Consider the following 25,937-nt stretch of genomic DNA (forward strand, 5'->3'; position numbering starts at 1 on the left):
ATTCGCCGAGGGCAGAGCCGTCGTTGCGCGAGCGGCCGTCCGGAGGACATCGCGGCCGCAGCGATGAGTTCCGGGGCGCGCGGGGGTCGACACTGATGACCGCGTCCCGCGCCCAGGAGGTACTCATGACCACCGACGGACTCACCACGTGTCTCTGGTTCGACGGCCAGGCCGAGGAGGCCGCCCACTACTACGTCTCGATCTTCAAGGACTCCGGCATCGGCTCCGTCGGCCGCTACAACGAGGCCGGCCCCGGCCCGGCCGGGTCCGTCCTGGCCGTGGAGTTCACGGTCAACGGACAGAAGTTCGTCGGCATCAACGGCGGCCCGCAGTTCACGTTCAGCGAGGCGGTCTCCTTCCAGATCCCCTGCGCGGACCAGGACGAAGTCGACTACTACTGGACGAAGCTCACCGAGAACGGCGGCGAACCCGGCCCCTGCGGCTGGCTCAAGGACCGCTACGGCCTGTCCTGGCAGGTCATCCCCGACGGACTGATCGAGATGATCGGCGACCCCGACCCGGTGAAGGCCACCCGCACCACCAAGGCCATGTACGCCATGGGCAAGCTCGACATCGCCGCCCTGCGGAAGGCCTACGAGGGGGAGGACGGAGCGTAGGGGACAGGGTGCCGGGGGCCGCGCCACGGGCGTGGGCCCCGGCACCGTCGTCCCCCGGCGCCGTCCGGCGGATCTCAGATCCGGTCGGCCGCGATCAGCAGGTACTGGAAGCTGCCGTTGCGGTACGCGTTCAGGAACGTCTCCTCGATGCCGGTGACCAAGTGGTCCGCCTGGCCGCGCAGCTCCCAGTAGGGGACGGCCGCCGCGGTGAGGTCCTCGACATGGACCGGCACGAGCCGGTTGCGGGCCAGCGCGCGGAAGTACGCCGAGCGCGGGTGGATGTCGCAGATGTAGTGGGCGTTGATGAGCGAGACCTCGCGCGAGGCCCGGCCGTACGTGTCGTTGTAGCAGCCGGTGACGACCACGTAACGTCCCCCGCGGCGCAGCAGCCGGGCGTGCTCGGCGAACAGCAGGTCCAGCTCGACGTACATGGTGGACTCGTTGTTCCACGAGGCCGCGTAGGCGCCGGACTCCAGGCCGGTGTCGAGCATGTTGCGGTGGTGGTAGCGCACCTTGCCGTCGATGCCCCGCTTGCGGGCCTGCTCGTTGGCGAACGCGGCCTGCTTGGCGGAGATGGTGACGCCGTCCGCGTGGCACCCGTACCGCAGGTTGGCCACGACGCTCCCGCCGCCGCGTCCGCAGCCGGCGTCGAAGACGCGGTCGAGGGGGGTGAGCCGTCCCAGGTGGGCGGCCAGCAGCTCGGCCTGGGCGTGCTCCAGGCGGTGCAGCTCGGCGGTGACCCGCTCCCGGCGCGCCCGCGCGTCGGGCTCGTCGAGCACGGACCAGTCCGCTTCGCCGACCCCGTAGTGATGGTGGTACAGGTCGTCGATCCTGCCGAGTTCGAGGTTGACCGGGTTCTCCTCGGCGTTCCAGTAGTCCGCGACGCGGTTCTGGTACGTGGACTGGGTGGGCACCGGGGCCGTCTCGGTGCCGGCGTCGTGGGCTGTGGTCAACGGTTGCTCCTCATGGTGCTGTGCTTCGGATGCTGTGCTTCGGAAGGACGACCGGGGACGAAGGCCCGAGAGGTCGGCGGTCACCAGTAGTCGGGCAGGTGGTAGCGGTGGGTGTTGGTCGCGTGCCACTCGTGGTTGCCGGCCACCCAGTCCGACAGGCCGCGCGTGTAGCGCTCCAGGAGCGGGGAGGTGGCGGCGAGCAGGGCGGCCTCCTCCTCGAACGACGCCATGACCGCGTTGTGGATGTCGACCGACTTCAGATAGGCGGCCTTCAGCCCTCGGCGGTCGGCGGCGGCGACGACCTGCGGCAGGTTCAGGTGGGTGGGATCGCCGGCCAGCTCCTTGGTGAAGGAGTACAGGTCGTTGACGATGGTGGTGGCGTTGCAGGCCAGCGCCGTGACGCGCTGGATCTCGGGCCGGGCGTAGAGCGCCTCGGGCAGTTCGTAGCCGTCGACGGCGTCGACGATCGACAGACACGGCCGGAAGTTGTTGAACTGCCGCATCACCAGGTACTCCCACACGCGGGGCGTGTACCGGGTCTGCGCCCAGGCGGCCTCGGCCAGGTATCCCAGGTGCAGCCGGGCGATGTCGTGCACGAACCGGTCCGTCTGACTCGGTGTGGCGAACGCCGCGTAGTCCTTCAGCGCCCAGTGGTACGAGCGCAGCGGGCCGTCCGCCTGCACCCCGTGCCGCCACTCCTCCTCCATCTCGGGCGTGCCGTGGAACGGGTCGAGCGCCGACTGCGCGAGGACGAGCCGGCCGCCGAGCCCGCTGCGGGACGCGCCCCGGCCCTCGTCCTCCTCGCAGTAGCAGCTGTCGACGATGTTCTCCGCGAGCAGCAGCTTCCCGGCCCCCGTGAGGCGGTCGACGTCGAGGGCGCGCGGATGCTGGAGCACCACCGCCCGGCCGACCTGGAAGCCCGCGAAGTCCCCGTTCCAGGCCGCCGGGAACAGATCGAGGCCGCGGGCCCACGCCTCCAGCCTGCGGTCGACCTCCGCGGCCTTGCGCGGGTCGGCGGGCTCGGCCGCGCGGTGGCGCAGGCCGGGGATCGCCCCGCCGCGCCGGGCCCGCAGGCTGCGGGCGAGGTTCGGCGGGCCGGGCAGCGCGCTTTCGGTGCGCGCGGGCGTGCTCATCGTGGACTCCCCGGCCGTCACTCGGCCGTGCGGCCGATCTGGACGTTCTCTAGGACTCCCGCCGCGTCCGGCACGAGCAGGGCCATCGAGTAGTAGGCGGTGACCAGGTAGCGGATGATCGAGTTGGCGTCGATCCCCATGAACCGTACGTTCAGGCCCGGTTGGAACTCCTCGGGCAGACCCGTCCGGTACAGGCCGACGACCCCCTGGTCGGCCTCGCCGGTGCGCAGCGCGAGGATGCTGCTGGTGTGCTGCGGGCTGATCGGGATCTTGTTGCAGGGAAAGATCGGCACCCCGCGCCAGGCCGGGATCTCGTGGCCCTCGACGGTGGCGGTGCCCGGTGTCAGACCGCGCCGGTTGCACTGCCGGAAGAAGGCCGCGATCGCCTTGGGGTGGGCGAGGAACAGCTTGGTCTTGCGCCGCATCGACAGCAGTTCGTCCATGTCGTCCGGGGTCGGCGGCCCGGTGAAGGTGCTGATGCGCTGGGAGTGGTCGGCGTTGTGCAGCAGCCCGAACTCCCGGTTGTTGACCAGCTCCCACTCCTGCCGTTCGCGGATCTCCTCGACGGTCAGGCGCAGTTGCTCCTCGGTCTGGTTCATCGGGTTGTTGTAGAGGTCGGCGACCCGGGTGTGGACCTTCAGCACCGTCTGGGTCAGTGACAACTCGTATTCACGCGGGGAGAGTTCGTAGTCGACGAAGCCGCCGGACAGGGTCGGTTCGCCGCTGTGGCCGGCCTGTACCGGCAGTTCGGCCTCGCCCTTGCGGTTCATCGGCAGCCGCTGCCGGGCGGCGTAGGCCTCCAGATGGGCGGCGAGGGACGGGACGCGCCCGAGGAACTCGCGCAGGTCGTCCCAGGGCAGGGCCAGCAGGACGCCCGAGGTCTCCGCGCGCACCGAGGTCAGCCACAGCGGGTCGTCCTGTCCGACGGCCTCGTCGCCGAGCTGGTCGCCGCCCGAGACCACCCCGACGATCTCCTCGCCGCCGTACTTGCCGGCGGTGAAGCGGGTGAACCGGCCGTGCACCACGAGATAGGTCTCCGTGACCGGCTGCCCGGCCTCGAACACGACCTGGCCCGCCCGGACCTCGCGCATCCGGAAGCGCGAGGACAGCTCCGCGAGGGTGCCGTTGTCGGAGTAGCCGCGCAGCACGGGCAGTTCGGTGAGGGTCTGCGGGACGACCCGGATGTCGTCCGCGCCGTTGTGCTCGAACTGCACCCGCCCCCGGCCGACGCGCAGTTGGAGCCGCCGGTTGACCCGGTACGTGCCGCCCTTCACGTCGACCCAGGGCAGCATGCGCAGCAGCCAGCGCGAACTGATCGCCTGCATCTGCGGTGCGGACTTGTGGGTCGTGGCGAGCTGGCGGGCCGCCCGGGTGCTGAGGCTGGTGAGCCGCTCCTCGGCGGAGGGCTCGGGGGCGGGATCGTCCAGGACGGGGCCGGTGGCGCTGTCCGGTGTGGACACATGACCTCCAGAAAGTGCGCGGAGAGGAGCGCGGTACGTCCGCGAGCTGCGGCCGGTACTCCGCGTGCATCAGCCAAACACGCTGAGTGACGGCGGGGTACGGCGTGCGGGGGGCGGCTTCGTGCCCCGCGGGGTGCAAACCTGCCGGTTGGGGCGGACGGCGCCTCGCGAGTGCGACCGCTCCTCTCCTGTGCTCCCGTGCGCCGGAGCGCGCAGGGGTCACACCCGGTCACCCCCGTTCGGCGCGCGGGCCGGCGGCCGGGTGACTAGCGTGAGGAACCGGACCGTCCATCACACGGAGGGCTGGGTCATGGCCGTACGAGCAGAGGGAATCCCCTGTTGGGCCGACGCGATGTTCGGCGACGTGGAGGGTGCCAAGGCGTTCTACTCCGAGGTCCTGGGCTGGACCTTCGGCGAGTCGTCGTCCGAGTACGGTAACTACACCCAGGCGTACGCGGACGGCAAGGCGGTCGCCGCCGTCGTCCCGCCGATGTCCGGTCAGGAGGGGCACGCGCAGTGGTGCCTGTACTTCGCCTCCCCGGACGCCGCCGCGACCGCGGCCAGGATCCGGGAGCACGGCGGCGAGGTGCTGATGGAGCCGATGCAGGTCGGCGAGTTCGGCACGATGTGCCTCGCCCGTGAGCCGAGCGGCGCGGTGTTCGGCGTGTGGCAGGCGGGCGTCCACGAGGGCTTCGAGGCGCCGCCCGAGCAGCCCGGGGCGTACTGCTGGGCCGAGGTCTTCACCCGTGAGCCGGAGAGGACGGACGCCTTCCTGCCGGCCGTGTTCCCCTACACGGCCAAGCAGATCCAGGACGACGCGGTCGACTTCCGTATGTTCGACATCGGCGGCGACACGGTTCTGGGCCGTATGAAGATGACCCAGGAGTTCCCGCCCGAGGTGCCGTCCTACATCAACGTGTACTTCACGGTCCCCGACTGCGACGAGGCCGTGGCCCGGGCCACCGGACTCGGCGGGGTCCTGCGCTTCGGGCCCATGGACACCCCGTTCGGACGTTTCGCGGCGATCAGCGACCCGCAGGGCGCGAGCTTCTCGGTGATCGACGTCACCACCACCGCGGGAGCCATGCCGAAGACCGCGGACGTGACCTAGGGCGTGCTCCCGGCGTCCCGCGGGTGCGGCGGAGCGCCTCGCGGGGGCGTGGCATGATCGGGCGCATGCGTGAACGAGTGGTGGCCGCGTGCGACGGGGCCTCGAAGGGAAATCCGGGACCCGCGGGCTGGGCCTGGGTGGTCGCGGACGACACGGAGACGCCGGCCCGCTGGGAGGCGGGGCCGCTCGGCCGGGCGACCAACAACATCGCCGAACTCACCGCGCTGGAACGCCTGCTGGCGTCGACGGACCCGGGCGTCCCGCTCGAGGTGCGGATGGACTCCCAGTACGCCATGAAGGCCGTCACCACCTGGCTGCCGGGCTGGAAGCGCAACGGCTGGAAGACGTCCGCCGGCAAGCCCGTGGCCAACCAGGAGCTGGTCGTGCGCATCGACGAACTGCTCGGCGGCCGCACGGTCGACTTCCGCTACGTCCCCGCCCACCAGGTCGACGGCGACCCGCTCAACGACTTCGCCGACCGCGCCGCGAGCCAGGCGGCGGTCGTCCAGCAGCCGGCCGGCAGCGACCTGGGTTCCCCCGAGCCGCCGGCCTCGCCGGACACCCCGAAGGGGCGGTCCGGTGCCGGAACGAACCGCTCCACCGGGGGCAAGGCCCCCCGGCGGAGCGGTGGTTCGGCGGCACGCACGATCAAGGCCAAGTTCCCCGGCCGCTGTGTGTGCGGCCGCCCGTACGCGGCGGGCGAGGACATCGCCAAGAACGCGCAGGGCTGGGGTCACCCGCAGTGCCGTACGGCGGACGCCGACGCGGGCTGAGCGGCGTACCGGCGGTCACACCACCGCGCCGCGCCAGCCGCCGGTCTCCAGACCGCGGTCCTCGATGAACGTCTTGAAGCGCTCCAGGTCACCCTTGGTCTGGCGCTTGACGAAGCCCAGCTTGTCGCCGACGGTCTCGGCCAGGCCCTCCGGCTGGAAGTCCAGCTGGAGCATCACCTTGGTGTGGCTGTCGTCGAGACGGTGGAACGTCACGACGCCGGCCTGCTCGGCCTCGCCGGAGATCGTGGTCCAGGCGACCCGTTCGTCCGGGATCTGCTCGGTGATCTCGGCGTCGAACTCCCGGTGCACGCCGTTCACACTGGTCACCCAGTGGGTGAGGGTGTCGGTGCGCTGCTCGATGCGGTCCACCCCGCTCATGAACTGCGGGAACGTCTCGAACTGCGTCCACTGGTTGTAGGCGGTGTGCACCGGCACGCCGACCTCGATGGATTCCTCGACCTGCGACACGATCGTGTCCTCCTTCGTGCTCGTGATGCGACTCGTCGTTTCGCTCGTCGCTGCTGTCCGTCGCGGGTACCCGTGGCCTGCGCGGCAAACCGGCGAAAGGCGGTCAGTCGGTGTCGAAGGTGTAGTGGGAGGTGTGGTCGAGGAGGTCCGCCGGGGTGGTGTCGTTCCACGGCTTCATGCTCTCGTGGAGGTCGACGACGTTCGGTGTCCCGCCGCCCGGCACGTACGCGGAGCCCGGGTGCCGCCGCTGCCAGCGGGCCCACAGCTTGTCGATGTAGGCGTGGTGCAGCCAGAACACCGGGTCGTTGGGGGAGACCCCGGTCGCCATCTGCCCGCCGACCCAGACGTGCACCCGGTTGTGCAGGTTGACCCCGCGCCAGCCCTCGAGATGGTTGCGGAAACCGTCGGAGGCGCTGTTCCAGGGCGCCATGTCGTAGGTCGCCATCGACAGCACCGAGTCGACCTCGCCCGGCGTGGGCAGTTCGCGGACGGCGGTGCCCAGCGAGCGCCTGAGGTAAGTACGGCCGTCCACACGGACGTTGACCGTCCAGTTGCCTGCCGACGCGGCGAACGGGCCGTCCATCACCTGGCCGTCCCGGCTGCGGCCGGTGCCGCCGAGGAAGTCCGGCGCCCAGAGCGAGGAGCGCGGGGAGCGGTCGGTGGACCAGTCCCAGTACGGCAGGGCCACCGAGGCGTCCACCGACTGGAGGGCCCGCTCGAACTCGAGCAGGAATCTGCGGTGCCAGGGCAGGAAGGACGGCGAACGGTGGCCGGTGCGCTCGCCGTTGTCGGTGTCACCCATGATGAAGCCGTTGTGGGTGGTGACGAAGGCGTCGTAGCGGCCGCTGCGCTTGAGTTCGAGGACGGCGGCGACGAACCGGCGCTTCTCGTCGGCTGACAGGGACGCCTGGTTCTTGCGGACGGTCATGTGCGGTGCTCCAAGGGTGCGGGGTGGGGCGGGTCGGCCGGTGGGCGGCGGTCAGCCGGCGGGGAACGGTACGAGCCGGGCGCCCTGGAGCTCGTCGACCGCGGCCCGGGCGGCGGCCCGCGGGTCGGGCACCGGGTCGTAGTGGCTGACGACACTGATCCAGGTGCCGTCGGCGTTGCGCATCACGTGCAGTTCGGCCCCGTCGACGTACACGGCGTAGCCGCCGCCGTGGTGGTGGCCGCCTCCGGTGGCGGCGCGGCCCTGTATCCGGCGGCCCCGGTAGACCTCGTCGAAGGGGGCCGGCGAGCCGGGGGAGTCGTGGTGGTGGTCGGCGGCGCGGGCGGCGGTGGCGGCGGCGAGCGGGGCTCCGGCGACGACGGCCGCCGCGGCGAGTGCGCGACGACGGCTGAGTTCCGGCATGCGGGACCTCCTGGGGTGCGTTCGGTTGACGACCCCGTATGCCTATCGATCCGCGGGAGAAAGGGAGAAATCGCCCGGCGGGGGTTGGCTGCGATCCGGACAATCAATTACATGTCGTGCAATATTAAAAGAAGATGATCTTGTCGTGGATCGGTGCCTCCGCTGTGCGGAAGGGGCAATTCCTTTCCGTCCGGAGACCACTTCCGGTGATCTTTCGCTCGCCGCTCCCCGTGCCGTGGTGTGGCCCACGTGGGGAAAGTGGCGTGATCGGGCAGGTGGGGTGTCCGTGAAGGGGGAGGCGGCCCTGCTACCCTGCGTCGTCAATCGAACACGTCTGGTAACTCCTGGGAGTGCGCGTGAAGGTCGCCTGCGTCGGCGGCGGGCCCGCCGGCCTGTATCTCTCCATCCTGCTCAAGCGACAGGACCCCTCCCACGAGGTCACCGTCCACGAGCGCAACCCCGAGGGCTCGACCTACGGCTGGGGTGTCACCTACTGGCAGGGGCTCCTCGACCGGCTGCGGGCCTGCGACCCCGAGTCGGCGCGCGCGATCGAGGAGCACTCGGTGCGCTGGACCCAGGGCGTCGCCCACGTGGGCGACCTGGCCACCCGTCAGCCGGGTGACGAAGGGCACGGCATCGGCCGCCACAGACTGCTGGAGATCCTCGCCGCTCGTGCCCGTGCCCTGGGCGTGCGGCTGGAGTTCGAGAGCGAGGTGAATGCCGGGAACCTCCCGGACGCCGACCTCGTCGTGGCCGGCGACGGCGTCCACAGCGCCCTGCGCACCCGCCACGCGGAGGACTTCGGCGCCGAACTCACCCCGGGGCGCAACTCCTACGTCTGGCTCGGCACCACCAAGGTCTTCGACTCCTTCACCTTCGCGTTCGTGGAGACCGGCCACGGCTGGATCTGGTGCTACGGCTACCCCTTCAGCGACGAACAGAGCACCTGTGTCATCGAGTGCGCCCCCGAGACCCTGGCCGGACTCGGGCTCGACCGGGCGGACGAGGGCGACCGACTGGCCCGGCTGGAGAAGCTCTTCGCGCACATCCTCGACGGGCACCCGCTGATCGGCCGCCCCGCCGCCGACGGCGGCACGCAGTGGCTGACCTTCCGCACGCTCACCAACCGGGCCTGGTACCGCGGCAATCTCGTCCTTCTCGGCGACGCCGCCCACACCACGCACTACTCGATCGGCGCCGGCACCACCCTCGCCCTGGAGGACGCCATCGCCCTCGCGGACGCCCTGCGCGAGAGCCCCGGCCTCCCGCAGGCGCTCGCCCGCTACCAGCAGGAGCGCAAGTCCGCCCTGCTCTCCCAGCAGAGCGCCGCCCGCTACAGCGCCCAGTGGTACGAGAACCTCACCCGCTACATCCACCTCCCCCCGGAGCACATGTTCGCGCTCCTCGGCCAGCGGCACTCGCCCCTGCTGCCCTATGTCCCGCCCCAGCTGTACTACCGGCTGGACCGGGCGGCCGGGCGGATGGAAGCCCTGCGCAGGCTCAAGCGCTGGCTCGGCCCGAAACTGGCGCGCGGCGCGCACACCAGGGTGCTGACCTCCCGGAAGTAGCCCGGAAGGCCCTTCCCCTGCCGAAAGCGACCCTGGGGTGAATGGCGATTCACTGCTACGGTGAATTGCCATTCACCTCTTTTCCCGTTCGCCGCAGGCCGCTGGAGTGCCCATGGTGTCGCCCGCCCCGATACCCGCCCCGGACCGCGGGGCCACCGGTCCACGGGCCCGGCTCGTCATCCCGGTCCTGGCGTACTGCGGCATCCTCATGGCCGTCATGCAGACCGTCGTCGTCCCGCTGCTGCCCGACCTGCCCCGGCTCACCGGCGCCTCGGCCGGCGCGGTCTCCTGGACGCTGACGGCCTCGCTGCTGTCCGGAGCGGTGCTCACCCCCGTGCTCGGGCGGGCCGGGGACATGTACGGCAAACGGCGGGTGCTGCTCGTCTCGTTCGCCCTGATGGCCGCCGGGTCGGTGATCTGCGCCCTGACCTCCGACATCGGCGTGCTGATCGCCGCCCGCGCCCTCCAGGGCGCCGCGTCCTCCGTCGTCCCGCTGTCCATCAGCATCCTGCGCGACGAACTCCCGCCCGAGCGCCGGGGATCGGCCGTGGCGCTGATGAGCTCCACGGTGGGCATCGGCGCCGCCCTGGGACTGCCGGCCGCGGCGGTGGTCGTGCAGTACGCCGACTGGCACGTGATGTTCTGGGTGACCGCCGCGCTCGGCGCGACCGGGGTCGGGCTGATCCGGTGGGCGGTCCCGGAATCGCCCGTGCGCGAGCCCGGCCGCTTCGACGTCCCCGGGGCGCTCGGCCTGGCGGCCGGGCTGATCACGCTGCTCCTCGCCGTGTCCCAGGGCGGTCAGTGGGGCTGGGGGAGCGCCCGGATCGCGGGCCTGTTCCTCGCCTCCGTGACCGTGCTGGCCCTGTGGTGGTGGTACCAGCTGCGCGCGCCGCAGCCGCTGGTGGACCTGCGGCTGGTGTCACGGCCGCGGGTCGGGCTCTCCCACGTCGCGGCGCTCCTGACCGGCTTCGCCTTCTACGCCAACTCCCTGGTGACCGCCCAACTGGTGCAGGCGCCCGAGGCGAGCGGCTACGGGCTCGGGCTCTCCATCGTCCAGACCGGCCTGTGCCTGCTGCCCGGCGGCCTCACCATGCTGCTCTTCTCACCGCTCTCCGCGCGCATCTCCGAGGCGCGCGGCCCGCGGATCACCCTCGCCCTCGGCGCCGTCGTCATCGCGTCCGGGTACGCGGTACGCATCGTCGACAGTCACGAACTGTGGATGATCATGGTGGGGGCGACGGTCGTGGCGACCGGGACCACGCTCGCGTACTCGGCGCTGCCCTCGCTGATCCTGCGGGCCGTGCCGCCCGGCCAGACCGCCTCGGCGAACGGCTTCAACGTCCTCATGCGCACGATCGGCCAGGCCACCTCCAGCGCCGCCGTCGCCGCGGTCCTGGTGCACCACACCAGCCTCGTCGGCGGAGCTCCGGTGCCGACCCTGCACGGCTACCTGCTGGCGTTCGGCATCGCGGGAGCGGTGGCGCTGGCCGCCTGCGCGGTGGCCCTCTCCATCCCCGGCGACTCCACGCCCGGCGGCACCCGGCGCGCCCGTGACCGAACCCGCTCCGTCGGCGACGCGGCCCTGGAGGGAGCATGAGTGTCGTGAGCACTCCTCTCGACGCCTTCGCCGACGGTCCCGCACCCGACCCGTCCGCCGACGGCCCGCCCGCGCCCGCCCGGCGTGACGCCGAGACGACGAGGGCGGCGATCCTGCGCGCCGCCCGGTACCTCCTCGCCCGCCGGGCGCACGCCGACATCACGCTCAAGGCCGTCGCCGAACGCGCCGGGGTGAGCGCGCCGCTGGTCGTGAAGTACTTCGGCAACAAGGACGCCCTGTTCGCGCGGGTGATGTCCTTCGAGGAGGACGCCGACGCCGTGCTCGACGCCCCGTCGGCGGAACTGGGCCGGCACATGGTCCGCCATGTGGTGGCCGGCCAGCGCGAGCGGGGCGCCGACCCCGTGCTGCGCATCGTGTTCGCGCCCCTGCACGGCGACCACGGCGACGTGCTGCGGGCCAACTTCCGTGCCCAGGTCACCGAACGCCTGGCCGCCCGCCTCACCGGCCCCGACCCGGGCCTGCGCGCCGAACTCGCCGTCGCCGCGCTGCTCGGCCTCGGCGTGATGTTCGGCATCGCCCGCGGGAGCGAGCTGCGGCGCACGCCGATCGAGGACATCGTCGACCGGTACGGGCCCACCGTGCAGGCCCACCTCGACCCCGTGCGGGAGAGCACCGGTCCGGCGCGGCCGGAGCAGCCGGGCGGACGCGGGCCCGGAGCGACCGGTTCCGCGCCGGATCACGACGGGTGACAGACTGGCCCCATGGACGAGCGCGAATTCGGTAGGTCCGGTCAGCACGCATCGGTGATCGGTCTCGGCACCTGGCAGCTGGGCGCCGACTGGGGAGACGTCGACGACAAGGAGGCCCTGGCGGTCCTGGAGGCGGCGGCCGAGTCGGGGGTGACCTTCTTCGACACCGCCGACGTCTACGGGGACGGACGCAGCGAGCAGACCATCGCCGCCTTCCTCAGCGGCCGCCCCGATCTGCACGTGCTGGTCGCCACCAAGATGGGCCGCCGCGTCGACCAGATCCCCGAGAACTACGTCCTGGACAACTTCCGCGCCTGGAACGACCGCTCCCGCCGCAACCTCGGCGTGGACCGTGTCGACCTGGTGCAGCTGCACTGCCCGCCCACCCCGGTCTACTCCAGCGACGAGGTGTTCGACGCACTCGACACCCTCGTCGAGGAGGAGCGCATCGCGCACTACGGCGTCAGCGTCGAGACCTCCGCCGAGGCCCTCACCGCCATCGCCCGGCCGGGCGTCGCCAGCGTGCAGATCATCCTCAACCCGTTCCGGATGAAGCCCCTGTACGAGGTGCTCCCCGCCGCCCGCGCGGCCGGCGTCGGCATCATCGCCCGCGTCCCGCTCGCCTCGGGTCTGCTCTCCGGCAAGTACACCAAGGACACCGTCTTCCCGGAGAACGACCACCGCACCTACAACCGGCACGGCGAGGCCTTCGACCAGGGCGAGACCTTCTCCGGCGTCGACTACACCACCGGCGTCGAGGCGGCCGTCGAGTTCGCGGCCCTCGCCCCGCAGGGATACACGCCGGCCCAGCTCGCGCTGCGCTGGATCGTCCAGCAGCCCGGCGTCACCACCGTCATCCCGGGTGCCCGCTCGCCCGAGCAGGCGCGCGCCAACGCGGCCGCAGGCCGGCTCCCGGAGCTGTCCGAGGAGACCCTCGCGGCCGTCCGCGACCTCTACGACCGGCGCATCCGCGAACAGGTCGAGAACCGCTGGTAGACCGGTCCGGGACCGACCGGCACGAAGCGCCGTTCCCGGGGTACTCGCGGTCTCGAGGGGGTCGAACGACCACTCGGGACCGGGAGGCGGTAAAGGTGACGGAGACGGCGACGAGAGCCGAGCGGCGCACGGGGCGGAACGAGACCGAGGAGGAGAGAGCGGACCGGATGTGGGGGGAGCTCATCCAGGAGATCCGCGTCGCCCAGACGGGTGTACAGATCCTCTTCGGGTTCCTGCTGACCGTCGTGTTCACCCCGCGCTACGCGGACCTCCAGGACGTCGACCAGGTCATCTACATCGTGACCGTGGTGCTGGGCGCGTGCGCGACCGGCGCCCTCATAGGGCCCGTGTCGCTGCACCGCCTGGTCTCCGGGCGCCGGGTCAAGCCGCAGGCGGTGCGGGTGGCGTCCAGGCTGACCTTCGTCGGCCTGCTCCTGCTCCTCGCCACCATGACCTCCTCGCTGCTGCTGATCCTGCGGGTGGCCACCCACGACGCGTTCGTCCCGTGGCTCGTCGCGTCCGTGGTCGCGTGGTACGGGCTGTGCTGGTTCGTGCTGCCGCTGTGGACCCGGCGCCGCTACACCACGGACTGACCTGCCGCACTACTGCGCCGCGGGAGCCGCGCCCCGGGCGCCGCGCAGCGCGGTGAGGCAGCTGCCGATCGCCTGCTGGAGCTCCTCCAGCTGCTGGACCATGTCGTCCTCGTAGAAGTCCTGCGCGTCGACGTCGTCGAAGGTGAGCTCCTCGAAGACCTTGGTCACCCGCTGGAGACTGCTGTAGAACTTCGTGCGCCGCTCCTGCACGCGCAGTTCGGGGTCGGCCTCGACGGTCTCCACGACCAGGGTCTTCATGGTGTCGTAGGCCTCGCTCGCCCACTCGCCGCAGTCCTCGTCGTCGTCCAGCTCGTCGAGCAGCGACAGATGGCGCTCGGCCTCCTGCCGCAGCTCGGCGGGAGCGTCGACGGTCTGCCCGGCGGGGGTCTTGATCAGACCCGACTCGGCGATCTGGCGCACATAGCCGATGCGGTCGGCCGAGCGGCTCTCGGTGGCCACGGCCTTCTTGAGATCGTCGGTGCGCACGACGTCCCGGGCCAGCTCCGCCTGGAGGTCGGGGTCCTCCTTGATCCGGTCCAGCAGGGCGGAGCGGGCCGCGCGGGCGGTGGAGGGGTCGGCGAGGATCGCCGCCCGCAGCGCCGTGGGGTTCTCGGCCACCTCGAGCGCCTTGGTCGGGCGGATGCCCTCCGCGGCGGCCGCCTCGGCGATCGCGGTGCCCCGCTCGGAGGCCGCGCCGGAGCGCGAGACGTAGTACGTCAGCCAGACCTCGGCGTCCGGCAGCTCGACCTCCTGGCCGGGAGCCAGCTCCTCGAAGTGCGGGACGAGACCGTCGTCGGCGGCCCGGTCCCAGGCCTTGTAGTACCGCATGACGCGCTCGGCGGAGCAGCCGGCCAGCCCGGCGAACTCCTTCGCCGACACCTTCGGCGTCTCGTCCGCGCCCTGCCCGCCCGGGCGCACGCTGCGGGCCACCATCAGGCCGAAGGCCCACCCGCCGGTCCGCGCGTAGACGCCGAACTCGCGGGCGTCCCGCGCCACGAGGTCGGACAGCGGTGCGGGGGACACCTCGGCGTGCGCCTCGGAGTCCGTCTCGGGCAGGTCGATCGCCAGGGTCACGGGTGACTCTCCTCCACAGGCCGCCGGCCGCGGGATCGGCACCGCGGGAGTCCGGGACCGGCAGCCTATACGCGTCCCTGGGCCGGACCCCGCCGGACCCGCGGGCCGGCCGGGCGGCCGGTCAGCCGAAGGCGCCGCGCAGCGCGGGCAGCAGCGTCTTCTCCGACCAGTCCAGATAGGCGGGCTGGGAGTCGCCGCCGATCTGCACCAGGGCGATCTCGGTGAACCCGGCCTCCACGTAGGGCCGTACGGCCTCCACGAAGTCGTCGGGGTCGTCGCCGCAGGGGATCGAGGACGCCACGTCGTCGGGTGTGACGAACCGGGTCGCCGCCTCGAAGGAGTCCGGGTGGGGCAGTTCGGAGTTGACCTTCCAGCCACTGGCGAACCAGCGGAACTGGGCGTGCGCCCGCTCCACCGCCGAGTCCCGGTCGGCGTCGTGGCAGACCGGCAGCTGTCCCACGCGCGGCTTGCCCTCGCCGCCGTGGCGGTCGAACGCCTCCAGCAGACGCGCCTCGGGTTCGGTGGCGATCACGAGGTCCGCCAGCCGCCCCGCGAGCCGGCAGGACCGCTCACCGGAGACGGCGACACCGATCGGCGGCGGCTCGTCGGGCAGGTCCCACAACCGCGCCGACTCCACGTCGTAGTGGGTGCCGTGCCGCGTGACGTGTCCGCCCTCGAAGAGCGCCCGGATGATCTCCAGGGCCTCCTCGAACATCTCGTGCCGCACGTCCACGGAGGGCCAGCCGCCGCCCACCACGTGTTCGTTGAGGTTCTCCCCGGAGCCCAGGCCCAGCCGGAAGCGTCCCTCGGACAGCAGCTGCATCGTGGCGGCCTTCTGGGCCACCACCGCCGGGTGGTAGCGGAACGTCGGACACGTCACGTACGTCATCAGCGGAATGCGTGACGTCGCCTGCGCGGCGGCGCCGAGCACGCTCCACGCGTACGGGGAGTGGCCCTGCGCACGCAGCCACGGGAAGTAGTGGTCCGAGGTCACCGAGAAGTCGAACCCCGCCTCCTCGGCGCGCACCACATGGTCGACCAGGTCACGGGGACCGGCCTGCTCGGTCATCATCGTGTATCCGATTTGCACCATGCGGGCCGAGTCCCCGCACCCCGGAGGCGGAAACGGGCCGCCGGTGAACCGAAAGGGGCCTGGGGCGCGGCGCCGGTCACGGGGGAGGATGCGCCCATGAGCGCCCGCCCCCTGCCCTCCGGTCCCCCGTCCGCCCTGGGAGTCGACGCCCTCGGCGTGCTCGGCTTCCTCGACGCCGTCGAGGCGGACCCGGTCGTCGAGCCGCACAGCCTGATGATCCTGCGCCACGGCCGCCTGGTCGCGTCGGGATGGTGGGCGCCGTACACCCCGGGCCGCAAGCAGCTGCTGTACTCGCTCAGCAAGAGCTTCACGTCCACGGCCGCCGGGTTCGCCGTGGCCGAGGGGCTGGTCGGCCTGGACGACACGGTGCTGTCGTACTTCCCGGAGTTCGACGCCGAGGTCACGGATCCGCGCAGCCGGAGCATGCGGGTGCGGGACGTGGCGGCGATGGCGAGCGGACACGCGCAGGAGACGTACGAGCGGGCCCACGCGCTCGACCCCGAGGACCTGCTGCGGGGATTCCTGCTGCTGCCGCCCGACCACGACCCGGGCTCCGTGTTCGCGTACAACCAGCCCGCCACCTACGCGCTCGCCGCTGTCCTGCGGCGCGTCACGGGTGTCCCGCTCACCGCCTGGCTGCGGCCGCGCCTGCTCGATCCGCTGGGCATCGGCGAAGTGGCCTGGCAGAGCGACCGCTCCGGCCGCGAGCTCGGCTTCAGCGGGCTGCACGCCACCACCGACGCGGTGGCCCGCCTCGGACAGCTGTACCTGGACGACGGAGTCCACGAGGGCGAACGGCTGCTGCCCGCGGAGTGGATCGCCGAGGCGACCCGCGCGCACATCGCCACGGCCGCCCCGACGACGGCCGCCGCGGACCCTGCGGACTGGGAACGCGGCTACGGCTTCCAGTTCTGGCGCTCCCGGCACGGCTACCGCGGCGACGGGGCCTACGGACAGTTCTGCCTCGTCCTGCCCGAGCACGACGCGGTGATCGCGACCACGGCGGCGACGAACGACATGCAGGCCCTGCTCACCCTCGTCTGGGAGCATCTGCTGCCCGCGTTCGGGCCGCACCCCCTGACCGGGCACGAGGAGGCGGACGCGGCCCTCGCACGGCGACTGGCGCACCTCGCTCTGCCCCCGGCCCCCGGCAGTCCCGCACCGCCGCGGGGCGCGGGCCCATGGTCGGGCGCCCGGTTCGCCCCCGGCGACGGCGACGGCGGCGGCCCGCGCGGGCTGAGGGGCGCCGTCGTCGAGCGGGGCGCCGACGGCTGGACGCTGGTCCTCGTCGAGGGGCCGCACGGCAGACGCCTCGAACTGCCCCTCGCGACGGGCGGCTGGCGGGCGGCGGAGGAACCCCTGCCCACCGCGGTCAGCGGCGGCTGGACGGACGAGGACACGCTCGCGGCGCACATCGTGTTCCTGGAGACCCCGCACCGCCTGCGGGTGACGTGTTCCCTGAGCGCGGGGACCCTCACCGCCCGCTGGGACACCGAGCCGCTGCACGGGGGACCGCTGCGCCGGATGCGCGCGCCGCGCGGGCCGGCGGCCTCAGCCGGCTGAACCCGGCCGGAACGTCCGCAGGAAGGTGGCCTGGGCCTCCCGGTTCGCGTTCTTGTCCCACTGCGCGGCGGGCGTCGTCCAGCGCAGCGAGAAACTGCGGTGCCCGCCCAGGAGGAGGCCCCGGCCGAACGTGCGCACCTGCGTGCCGTCCTCGTCGACGAGCCACTCCATGTCGGCCGCCTTGTACCCCTGGTACGTCACCGCCCTGATGTCGCCGAGCCGCCTGAAGCCCTCGTCCTTCTTCAGGTCGGGCTCGACGTTGTCGCGCCACACGGCCACCGGGTCCGGGCCGGCGCTCTCGCTGTAGGTCACGGCGAGGGTGCGCGGATCGCCGGCCGCCCCGAACGTCACGCGATAGGCCCGGTCGGCGCCGAGCGCGGTCTCCAGCGGCTTCCATCCCCGGGGCAGGGCGACCGAGAACCCCTGGGGCGCGTGGTAGACGCGGTAGCCCTCGGGGAGGGTGCCCGCGGTGGCGGACGCCGACGGCGAGGCGGCCGGGGAGCTGGCTGCCGATCGTGAGGGGGACGGGGCGGCCGGGGTGGACGGTGCGGGCGACGCGGAGTCTCTTTCGCCCGCGTCCTCGCCCGGTGTGGCGGCCGACGCCGAGGGCCGGGGCTGCGCGCCGCCGCCTGCCGTGTCGTCGGTGTCGGGCAGCTGGTGGGTCACGGCGAGGGCGGCGACCGCCACGGTGACCACGGCCAGCGCCGTCCCGGCCGCCATGGCCCGCCCGCTCCACCGCGGGCTGACGTAACGGGCGGCGGCGCAGGCCCGCTTCAGCCGCGGGGCCTGCATGACCGCGTGCGGGTCCTCGTCCAGCACCCGGCCGAGGGACTGGCGTACGACCGTCCTCGTCAGCCGCTCCCGGGAGTCCTTGCGCAGCAGGCCCTGCACGGTCGGGGTGAGCGACGCCGCCCGCAGCGGGGTGCGCAGCGGCAGCCGGTCCACGCCCTTCAGCGTGCTCTCGGGCCGGTCGCGGTCCCGGTAGGGCGGTCGGCCCTCGACCATCGTGTACAGGATGGCGCCGAGGGCCCACAGGTCGGCCGCCGGACCGATCCGCTCGTCGCGGGCCTGCTCGGGGGAGGCGTACGCCGGGGCCGCCACGCGCGGCGCCAGGGTGGCGCCGGCGAGGCCGAACCCGGTGAGGACGAGGGGGCCCCTGGCCCGCACGAAGATCTGGCCGGGGCTCAGCTCGCCGTGGGTGATGCCCTCACCGTGCGCGACCTCGAGCACGTCCAGCAGTTGCAGCCCGATCGCCGCCGCCCTGGCGGGACTGAACGCCCCTTTCTGTTCGATGAGCTGGGCCAGCGGCAGGCCGTCGATCCACTCGGTGACGGTCCACAGGGAACCGGCCTCCTCGACGGCGTCCACGACGGTGGCGATCCGCCCGGGGCACAGCCGCGCCATCGTCTCCGACATGCGCAGCACCCGGTCGGAGGCCTGCCGGGCCTTCTCCTCGCCCTGGTCGGCGGGCAGTCCGATCCTGGTGACCAGGCACGGCCGGGCCGCCCCGGTGTCCTCGACGTACTCGCCGTACCAGCTGACGCGGTTCGTCTCCCGGTGGACGACGTCGAGCAGCCGGTACCGGCCGGCGACCAACTCGTTCGGGGAGACGTGCGCCTTGACCATGGTCATCCTTCGCCGAATCGCCGGTGCTCACCTTTCCCATGGGTACGACCGGGGTGAGGGGATCCGTTCAAAGGAAGCGCAACTCCGGTTCCTGTCTTTTATTCAAAAGAGGCACCGGTTCGGTTCGACTGTCTGTACGAGAAAGGGAATTGCCGGGGTGTGTCCGGGGCGCGTCCAGCGGTGTAACCAGCGGTAAACATGTCGGACGAATCTCTTGGGTGATCCCGGGAATGGTCTTCGCGGCCTCTCTTCATTCCAGCTCGGAGGCGCTCCCGGCGGATTTCCCCGACCCCGCCGAGTTGTCCTCGCGCAGTCCGAATCGGTCGCTCCACGCGCCCATGTCCGCGGCTGTCGCATTGCCCCCGCAGACCACCAGCCCGAGCCGGGCGCCGTCCCCGACCCGCCGCACCACCTGACGGGCCGCGGGCAGGAGGCAGCCGGCCGCCGGTTCGGTCCACAGCTTGGCGTGCTCGGCGAGCTCCAGACACCCCCGCACCGCCTCCCGGTCCGGCACCACGAGCACCTCGGTGACCAGGGCGCGGACATGGTCGTACGTCAACCGCGAGACGCTCGGCGCACTGAGCGTGGTGACGATCGACGACAGCTCCACCCCCACCGGCCCACCCGCCGTCAGCGCCTGCGACATCGCCTGCGCGCCCGCGGTCTCCACACCCCAGATCCGGACCCCCGGGCGCAGGGCGTGCAGGGCCGCGGCCACCCCGGCGATCAGACCACCGCCGCCGATGCTGACCAGGACGTCCGTGAGCTCGCCGGCGTCGGCGGCGAACTCCAGGCCGACCGAGCCCTGACCGGCGACGACCAGCGGATCGTCGAACGGATGCACCAGTGTGAGGCCCTCGTCCCGCAGCCGCTCGACCAGGGCGAACGCCTCGCCCATGGTCTCCGTCAGCCGCACCGACGCGCCGGCCGCCTCCGCGATCCGGATGCTGCGCGCGGGCGCCGTGCGGGGCATCACGACCGTGGCCTTGACCTCCAGCGCGGCGGCCATCACCGCCAGGGCGATCCCGTGGTTGCCGCCGCTCACCGCCGCCACCCCCGCCGCCCGCTCGGCCTCACTCAGCGACAGCAGCTTCGCCGTCGCCCCGCGCGCCTTGAACGAGCCGGTGCGCTGGAGGAGTTCGAGCTTCGCGGTCACGGGCACCCCGAGCAGGTCCGACAGGCCGGGGCTGGGCACGGTCGGGGTCCGGACGACGTGCCCGGCGATCAGCCCGGCCGCGGCCTCGATGTCCGAGATGCCGATCAAGGGGGTCAAGGCGGTCACCCTTCCGGTACGGCGAAGACGGGCGGGCCCCGCCTCGGCTGTTGGTCTCCTCGCACCCTCACCCGGTACCGCGGCGCGGGTCAACCCGCCCCGCGGCCGGGCGGGGCCGGGTCACAGGTCCCGGCGCACCGCGAAGCCGATCAGGCAGCGCAGGTCGCGGACGGCTCCCACGGCCGACGGCGCCTTTGCCGGCACCTCCGCCAGCGCCGCCTCGGCGGCGGCGACCCGCCGGCCCGCCTCGGCCAGCGCCGCGGCGCGGCCTCCGGCGGCCTCGGCCAGCGCCGCCGCCTCCGCCGGGTCGCCGCCCCGGTCCAGCAGCGCCGCCAGCCGGTGCGCGGCCGCGGTGGGGGAGTCCAGCGCCGCCAGCACGGGGAACGTCTTCTTGCGTTCGCGCAGATCGCCGTGGACGGGTTTGCCGGTGACCGCCGGGTCGCCCCAGACGCCCAGCACGTCGTCGGCCACCTGGAACGCGACGCCCAGCTCCCGGCCCGCCCGGTCCAGCGCGGCGACCACGGACGGGGAGGCGCCGGCGAGGACCGCACCCAGCGCGGCCGCGCAGCCCAGCAGCGCGCCGGTCTTGCCCTCGGCCATCGCCCGGTACTCGTGCGGCCGCACCCGCTCCGGACCCGACCAGGGCCGCGCGGCGAACAGCAGGTCGTCGGCCTGTCCGCGGACGAGGTCACCGAGGGCCGCGGACAGCCGGCGCACCGCGTCCGTCCCGGCCGGGGGCGGTCGCAGGGCGAGGGTCTCCACCGCCAGCGCGAACAGGGCGTCACCCGCCAGGACCGCCGGCCCCGTGCCGTACGCCTTCCACACGGCCGGGCGTCCCCGCCGGGTCGCGTCGGCGTCCATGATGTCGTCGTGCAGCAGGGAGAAGGCGTGCACCAGCTCCACCGCGACCGCCGCGGGGACCCCGGCCCGGGCGGATCCGCCGGCCGCCTGCGCGCCGAGCACCGCGAGGGCCTGCCGTACGCCCTTGCCGCCGGAGCCGGCCGCCGCCGCCCCGCCCACCTCGCACCAGCCGAAGGAGTAGCCGGCCATCTCGCCCACCCAGGGATGCGACCGCCCGACGGCCTCGACGAGCGCCGGACGCACCAGCTCGCGGCAGCGCGCGAGGACGCGGTGGGCCTCTCGAGCCTCGTGGGTCTCGTGGTCCTCGTGGGGGTGCGGTGTGCCGCGCGGGTGCGGGGCGGTGGCCTCGCGCACCGGGGCGCCGAGGGCCGTCACCGTGCGGTCCTCGCCCGGGCGCCCGCGGGGGATTCGGCGGGGGATTCGGCGGGACCCACCCCCAGCTCGCTCTGTGCCCGCGTGACCATCTCCCGTGCGTGCCGCAGCCCGATGCGTTCCAGGATCCCCGCCAGCTCGGCCAGTTCGGCCGCCGTCTCCGCGCGGTCGCGGCCCAGGCGGGCCAGGGACTTCGTCAGACCGAGCCGCGAGAGCGCCTCGCCCCGGGGTTCCGCCATGGCGCGGAACTCGCCGAGCGCCTGCTCGTACAGGCGCCGCGCCTGCCCGTAACGCCCGGCGCGGTAGCAGACGTTGGCGCGCATCTTGTGGTTGTAGGCCAGCGCACCGGACAGGTTCATCGCACGGCAGGACTCCTCGGCCTCCGTCAGCAGGGCGAGGGCGCGTTCGGTGTCCCCGTCCCGCACGGAGACGATGTCGGCCAGGCCGCGCAGCGCCCAGGCGTGACCGCGCCGGTCCTCGGCCCGCGCGGCTATGTGGGCGGCCTCCTCGAACAGGGCGTACGCCGTGTCGTGGTCGCCCGAGTTGCGGTGCATCTGCGCGATGCCCTCCAGGGCCCACACCGTGTGCCGGGCCTCGCCGCGCCGGCGGGCCTCCGCGAGCAGCTGCTCGTGCAGCCTGCCCACGGCCTCGTAGTCGCCCTGGATGCGGCCCGTCTCCGCGAGACCGGCCAGCGAGTAGCCGCGCACGACGATGTCGCCGCCCCGTTCGCCCAGATCGGCCGCGAGCCGCAGGAGACGGAAGGCCAGGGGGAGGGCGCCGCGCTGCCGGGCCAGGGTGCCACCGCTCCACAGGGCCCAGGCCATCGCGGCGACGTCCCCGGCGTCGCGGGCCGCCCGGTAGCTCGCCTTCCAGGCCAGGTCGGCCTCCCGTACCTGGCCCAGCCGCCGGTGTGCCTCGGCGACCGCGAGCCCCGAGCGGGCCGCCTCGCCGTGCTCCCCCGCCTGCTCGGCCGCCCGCAACCGCTCGGTCCCGGCGGCCAGGACGTCGTCCAGCGAGGAGTTGACGGACAGGGTGGTGAGAGCGCCCTGGTACTCGGGGGCGAATGCCTTGCCGTACATCGGTTCCCTTCGGCAGACCACCGGTGTTCACATATGCACGCTGTGTATACACGGTGGGTATAGTGCGTGTACTGCCGATCAAGACGCGAGCACGGGAACCCGGGTTGCCTATGAGGCACAGATCACCCCGACGCACTCGCCGCGGAGCCCGCGCGGTCAATTTCCTTGCGGTCGTGAGTACTTGGCCCGGCCCGGGCCGGCAGTCCGGCACCACGCCGGCCTGTCCACTGTCGGTCGCCGGCGGTTGCTCGGCTCCTGCCCCGCGGAGTCCCCCGGACGTCGGTCTGCCCCGCCGCACCCATGCCCCCGAGCCGTTGCCCGTACGACCGACCGACCGAACCGACCGCCCGGCCCGCGCCCGACCGCCCGGCCCGCGCCCGGCCGCCCGGAACGCGGCGCTGTCGCCCGCGACGCCGGACAGCTCGGTGCCGCAGACACCGCCGGGTGGCCGCGGCAGCCCACGCAAGCTGTAGCGGCACGCCTGCACGGCAGCGGGCCGTACGTCCGCAGACGGCAGACGGCGGACGCCGGGACGCGGCCACGCGCGCAATTCCATGCGGGCAGCACGCCCGCCCAGCAGCCCGCCCGCCACGCGGTGCGGCCGCGTGGTGGCCCGGGGGTCAGACGGGGGTGTCGGGGTCGGGGGGCAGGAGGTGGTTGCGGTGGGCCATGGCCGCCGCCTCCGTGCGGCTGGCCGCGCCGAGTTTGGCGAGGATGTTGGAGACGTGGACGCTCGCCGTCTTGCCGCTGATGAACAGCTCCTCGCCGATCTGGCGGTTGCTGCGGCCGAGCGCGAGCAGGCGCAGCACGTCCTGCTCCCGGGCCGTCAGGGCGGCCGCACCTGCCCGGCCGGCGGGCGCCGGGTCCGCGAGGCGGCCGCGTCGGATCAGCGCGTCCGTCCGCTCCAGCAGGGGCCCCGCTCCCAGCCGCACGGCGGTCTCACGGGCGGCGCGGGCCTGCGCCGCCGCGTCCTCGCGCCGGCCGGCCGCCAGCAGGGCGTGCGCGTACCGCAGCCGGCAGCGGGCCAGTTCGTACGGGTCGCCGTAGCCGAACGCCGTCACCGTCCTCTCCCAGGCCGCCGGATCCGGCCCGACGGTGGCCCACTTCCCCTCGGCCTCCGCGCGAGCCAGCCAGGCGTGTCCCTCCGGCCCCTGGGGCACCCCGGCCGCGCCCCGCAGGGTGGCCGCCCGGGCCGGTTCCAGCAGCTCCGTCGCCACCGCCGACCAGCGGCCGGCCGTCGCCTCGTCACCGGCACGCCGCGCCCCCTCGGCCGCGTCGGCGACCGCCGCCAGGGCGAGCGCGGTGAGGCGGACCGTGGCGTCCGGGAGCGTCCCCGCGTCGTCCGTCAGCGCCTCCACCGAGGAGCGCAGCCGCGCGACCGCCGCCTCGGCGTCGCCGCTCCACACCGCCGCGTCGGTCAGCGTGATGCCCGCGACGAGCGTCGCCATCCAGTCGAAGCGGCCCTCCAGCAGCGCCCGCGCCCGCTCGACGACCCGCGTCTCGCCGCGGGCGAGGCCCACGTACAGGGCCGGGCCCACCGCGTAGCCGCCCGACGCAGGCTGTACCGGCAGGTCGGCCGCGGCCGACCTCAGACACTCGTCCCAGCGGCCCAGCGTGTAGAGCACCAGCAGTTGCAGGTACCGCATCTCCGTCGGGTACGGCGAGGACAGCAGCCCCGCCCGGCGGGCGCGGTCCAGCCCCTCGGCCAGCCAGGGCAGGCACTCCTCCAGCTCCCCGGCCTCGTAGGCGCCCATGGCCAGGGAGAACAGGGCCCGCATCTCCACGGGCGCGTTGCCCCCGCGCCGGGCCAGCTCACGCGCCTCCTTCAGACGCGCCCTGCCCTCCTCGGAACCGCGGCCGCCGCCCTCGACGTTGGCCAGGGAGATCAGCAGGTCGGCGCGCGCGTCCGTCAGGTCGAGCCGCTCGGCGGCGCGCAGCGCCCGCCGCGCCACGCGCAGGGCCGTCGCGAAGTCACCGACCTGACGGGCCGCCAGGACGTGGGTGGCGGCGGCCCACACCCAGGTCGGGGACGGCGGCTCGGCGGGGATCATCGCCAGCGCCTCGCTGCTGTACGCGAACGCGGCGGTCAGACTGTCGACGCCCATGAGGTTGCCGGCGAGCGTGTACCGCACCCGCGCGGCGAGTTCGGGGTCGGTGTCCTGGCCGACACCCGCGAGCGCGGCCCGGGTCAGGGAGACCGCGCGGTGCGCCTCCCCGGCGTGCGCGGCGGCGGCGGAGGCGCGCAGCATGAGAGTGACCCGGTCGGGGCTCCCGTCCCGCGCGAGGGCCGTCGCGGGCACGGACTCCCACAGGTCGAGCACGGCTTCCAGGTGACGCAGTTCCTCGGCGGGCGCGCCGACGCGCTGCGCGTGGTCGGCGGCCTCCAGCGAGGCGGCGAGGGCCTCGCCCAGGTCGTGACTGGCGCGGTAGTGGTGGGCGCGTTCGGCCGCGGTCTCCCCGCGCCGGCCCCGGGCGGCCAGCAGCGCGGCGAACGCGCCGTGCAGGCGGGAGCGTTCACCCGGCAGCAGATCGGCGTACACCGCCTCGCGCGCCAGGGCGTGCCGGAAGGCGTACCCGCCGTCGGCGCCCGCCACGAGCAGTTGGCGGCCCACTGCCTCCCGCAGCGCGGCCTCCAGTTCGTCCTCCGGCAGTCCGACCGCGTCCCGCAGGAGGTCGTGGTCCACGCGCCGGCCGGCGACGGCGGCGGTCCGCAGCACCTGCTGGGCGGTCTCGGGGAGTTGCTCGACACGGATGAGGAGGAGGTCGGCGAGTCCGCTCGGCACGCCCCCGGTCTCGGAGCCGGTGGCCGCCAGGAGTTCCTCCGCGTAGAAGGCGTTGCCCTCCGCGCGTTCCACGATCCGGTGCACCGTGGCGTCCGGCAGCGGGCGGTCCTCCAGGGCGCGCAGCAGCCGGGTCACCTCGGCGTCGGCCAGCGGACGCAGCTCCAGCCGGTCCACGGCCGGCAACCGCACCAGTTCCGCCAGCAGCGGCCGCAGGGGATGACGGCGGTGCAGGTCGTCGGCCCGGTACGAGGCGAGCACGGCCGGCCGGTGTCCCGGGCCGTCGCCCGCGGGCCGTTGCAGGAAGCCCCGGCTGAGCAGGAAGCGCAGCAGGTCGCGGGAGGACTGGTCGGCCCAGTGGAGGTCTTCCAGGACCAGGAGCAGCGGGGTGACGTCCGACAGGTCGGCGAGCAGGGCCGCCATGCCCTCGAACAGGCGCAGCCGCCCTTCCCCGCCGGAGGGCGTGCCCGCGGCTCCGGGCGCCGGTACGGCGTCCGTGCCCGCGCCGAGCAGCCGGCCGACCAGCGGGTGCGCGTCCAGGACGGCGGTGAACCGCTCGTCGGCGGCGAGCCGGCCCAGGATCTCGGTGAACGGCAGATACGGCAGGCCGACGTCGCCCAGGTCGACGCAGTGCCCGGTGAGCACGGTCGTGCCGGACCGGGCGGCCCGCGCGGCGATCTCGTCCAGGACCCGGGTCTTGCCCACACCGGCGTCCCCGGCGATCAGGACCGCGCGCGCCTCACCGCCCCGGGCGCGCTCCAGTACGCCGGAGAGCCGGGCGAGCTCCTCTTCCCGGCCGATGAACGGGGTGGCGAACACGGTCTGCGACACGCCCCCATCCTGGCACGCGCCGGTGACGGTCCGGCCCGCGACCAGGAAGGGAACCCCG

At 73.5% G+C, this 25,937-nt stretch carries 22 protein-coding genes; 9 read left to right on the top strand and 13 right to left on the bottom strand.

The window, feature by feature from the left end; translation table 11 throughout:
- The first annotated feature begins 125 nt into the window (after positions 1-125).
- Positions 126-617, top strand: coding sequence for a VOC family protein (locus tag Saso_RS09345; protein WP_189922334.1), 492 nt, complete (start codon positions 126-128; stop codon positions 615-617).
- Positions 618-691: 74 nt separating this feature from the next.
- Here the strand turns inward: Saso_RS09345 and Saso_RS09350 are convergent, their stop codons facing one another.
- The 3 genes from Saso_RS09350 to Saso_RS09360 form a co-directional block, all read right to left on the bottom strand.
- Positions 692-1,570, bottom strand: a complete 879-nt coding sequence (locus tag Saso_RS09350) for a geranyl diphosphate 2-C-methyltransferase (RefSeq protein ID WP_189922332.1) — start codon at positions 1,568-1,570, stop codon at positions 692-694.
- Positions 1,571-1,650: 80 nt separating this feature from the next.
- On the bottom strand, positions 1,651-2,703 hold the full coding sequence (locus tag Saso_RS09355) for a family 2 encapsulin nanocompartment cargo protein terpene cyclase (protein ID WP_189922330.1): 1,053 nt from the start codon (positions 2,701-2,703) through the stop codon (positions 1,651-1,653).
- Positions 2,704-2,720: 17 nt separating this feature from the next.
- Positions 2,721-4,163, bottom strand: coding sequence for a family 2B encapsulin nanocompartment shell protein (locus Saso_RS09360; protein WP_189922328.1), 1,443 nt, complete (start codon positions 4,161-4,163; stop codon positions 2,721-2,723).
- Between the two features lie 310 nt (positions 4,164-4,473).
- Here Saso_RS09360 and Saso_RS09365 point away from each other — a divergent pair, with 310 nt between their 5' ends.
- Together Saso_RS09365 and Saso_RS09370 are read left to right on the top strand one after the other, a co-directional pair.
- A complete protein-coding gene (locus Saso_RS09365; RefSeq protein WP_189922326.1) occupies positions 4,474-5,274 on the top strand; it encodes a VOC family protein in 801 nt (266 codons plus the stop codon).
- 53 nt (positions 5,275-5,327) lie between these two features.
- Complete coding sequence (locus Saso_RS09370) at positions 5,328-6,047, top strand: ribonuclease H family protein (RefSeq protein ID WP_189922324.1); 720 nt, start codon at positions 5,328-5,330, stop codon at positions 6,045-6,047.
- 15 nt (positions 6,048-6,062) lie between these two features.
- Here Saso_RS09370 and Saso_RS09375 read toward each other — a convergent pair whose 3' ends face one another.
- From Saso_RS09375 to melC1, 3 genes are all read right to left on the bottom strand, one after another.
- Positions 6,063-6,515 (bottom strand): SRPBCC family protein, encoded by a 453-nt coding sequence (locus Saso_RS09375; RefSeq protein ID WP_189922322.1) that lies wholly within the window; start codon positions 6,513-6,515, stop codon positions 6,063-6,065.
- A gap of 103 nt (positions 6,516-6,618) precedes the next feature.
- The gene (gene melC2 / locus Saso_RS09380) at positions 6,619-7,443 is read right to left on the bottom strand and encodes a tyrosinase MelC2 (RefSeq protein WP_189922320.1); all 825 of its coding nucleotides are present in this window, start codon (positions 7,441-7,443) and stop codon (positions 6,619-6,621) included.
- 51 nt (positions 7,444-7,494) lie between these two features.
- Positions 7,495-7,863, bottom strand: a complete 369-nt coding sequence (gene melC1, locus Saso_RS09385; RefSeq protein WP_189922318.1) for an apotyrosinase chaperone MelC1 — start codon at positions 7,861-7,863, stop codon at positions 7,495-7,497.
- Between the two features lie 356 nt (positions 7,864-8,219).
- Here melC1 and Saso_RS09390 point away from each other — a divergent pair, with 356 nt between their 5' ends.
- The 5 genes from Saso_RS09390 (at position 8,220) to Saso_RS09410 (ending at position 13,327) form a co-directional block, all read left to right on the top strand.
- Positions 8,220-9,431, top strand: coding sequence for an FAD-dependent monooxygenase (locus Saso_RS09390; RefSeq protein ID WP_189922316.1), 1,212 nt, complete (start codon positions 8,220-8,222; stop codon positions 9,429-9,431).
- 112 nt (positions 9,432-9,543) lie between these two features.
- On the top strand, positions 9,544-11,028 hold the full coding sequence (locus tag Saso_RS09395; RefSeq protein ID WP_189922314.1) for an MFS transporter: 1,485 nt from the start codon (positions 9,544-9,546) through the stop codon (positions 11,026-11,028).
- The gene (locus tag Saso_RS09400; protein WP_189922312.1) at positions 11,025-11,738 is read left to right on the top strand and encodes a TetR/AcrR family transcriptional regulator; all 714 of its coding nucleotides are present in this window, start codon (positions 11,025-11,027) and stop codon (positions 11,736-11,738) included. Before Saso_RS09395 ends, Saso_RS09400 begins: the two co-directional genes overlap by 4 nt.
- A gap of 12 nt (positions 11,739-11,750) precedes the next feature.
- Positions 11,751-12,734 carry an aldo/keto reductase gene (locus tag Saso_RS09405; RefSeq protein WP_189922310.1) on the top strand — a complete coding sequence of 328 codons (984 nt, stop codon included), beginning with the start codon at positions 11,751-11,753 and terminating at the stop codon, positions 12,732-12,734.
- Between the two features lie 95 nt (positions 12,735-12,829).
- The gene (locus Saso_RS09410) at positions 12,830-13,327 is read left to right on the top strand and encodes a DUF6328 family protein (RefSeq protein WP_189922308.1); all 498 of its coding nucleotides are present in this window, start codon (positions 12,830-12,832) and stop codon (positions 13,325-13,327) included.
- A gap of 9 nt (positions 13,328-13,336) precedes the next feature.
- Here Saso_RS09410 and Saso_RS09415 read toward each other — a convergent pair whose 3' ends face one another.
- Both Saso_RS09415 and Saso_RS09420 read right to left on the bottom strand, forming a co-directional pair.
- Entirely contained in the window at positions 13,337-14,401 is a 1,065-nt protein-coding gene (locus Saso_RS09415) for a hypothetical protein (protein WP_189922306.1), read from the bottom strand.
- A 121-nt stretch (positions 14,402-14,522) separates the two neighbouring features.
- On the bottom strand, positions 14,523-15,494 hold the full coding sequence (locus tag Saso_RS09420; protein ID WP_189922304.1) for an LLM class F420-dependent oxidoreductase: 972 nt from the start codon (positions 15,492-15,494) through the stop codon (positions 14,523-14,525).
- A gap of 96 nt (positions 15,495-15,590) precedes the next feature.
- Between Saso_RS09420 and Saso_RS09425 the strand changes: the two genes are divergently transcribed.
- Positions 15,591-17,057 carry a serine hydrolase domain-containing protein gene (locus tag Saso_RS09425; RefSeq protein ID WP_189922302.1) on the top strand — a complete coding sequence of 489 codons (1,467 nt, stop codon included), beginning with the start codon at positions 15,591-15,593 and terminating at the stop codon, positions 17,055-17,057.
- On the opposite strand, the gene Saso_RS09430 is transcribed toward Saso_RS09425, so the two are convergent.
- The 5 genes from Saso_RS09430 to Saso_RS09450 form a co-directional block, all read right to left on the bottom strand.
- Positions 17,046-18,689 carry a serine/threonine protein kinase gene (locus tag Saso_RS09430; RefSeq protein WP_189922300.1) on the bottom strand — a complete coding sequence of 548 codons (1,644 nt, stop codon included), beginning with the start codon at positions 18,687-18,689 and terminating at the stop codon, positions 17,046-17,048. The two genes, Saso_RS09425 and Saso_RS09430, sit on opposite strands and share 12 nt — an antisense overlap.
- 244 nt (positions 18,690-18,933) lie before the next feature.
- Positions 18,934-19,947, bottom strand: a complete 1,014-nt coding sequence (locus Saso_RS09435) for a threonine/serine dehydratase (RefSeq protein WP_189922838.1) — start codon at positions 19,945-19,947, stop codon at positions 18,934-18,936.
- Between the two features lie 129 nt (positions 19,948-20,076).
- Positions 20,077-21,192: a polyprenyl synthetase family protein gene (locus Saso_RS09440; protein ID WP_189922298.1), complete on the bottom strand. Its 1,116-nt coding sequence runs from the start codon at positions 21,190-21,192 to the stop codon at positions 20,077-20,079.
- Positions 21,189-22,268, bottom strand: a complete 1,080-nt coding sequence (locus Saso_RS09445; RefSeq protein ID WP_189922296.1) for a tetratricopeptide repeat protein — start codon at positions 22,266-22,268, stop codon at positions 21,189-21,191. The genes Saso_RS09440 and Saso_RS09445 overlap by 4 nt, the downstream gene beginning before the upstream one ends.
- Before the next feature lie 620 nt (positions 22,269-22,888).
- Complete coding sequence (locus tag Saso_RS09450; RefSeq protein ID WP_189922294.1) at positions 22,889-25,879, bottom strand: helix-turn-helix transcriptional regulator; 2,991 nt, start codon at positions 25,877-25,879, stop codon at positions 22,889-22,891.
- Between the last annotated feature and the right edge of the window lie 58 nt (positions 25,880-25,937).

It is taken from the genome of Streptomyces asoensis, assembly GCF_016860545.1.
GTDB lineage: Bacteria > Actinomycetota > Actinomycetes > Streptomycetales > Streptomycetaceae > Streptomyces > Streptomyces asoensis.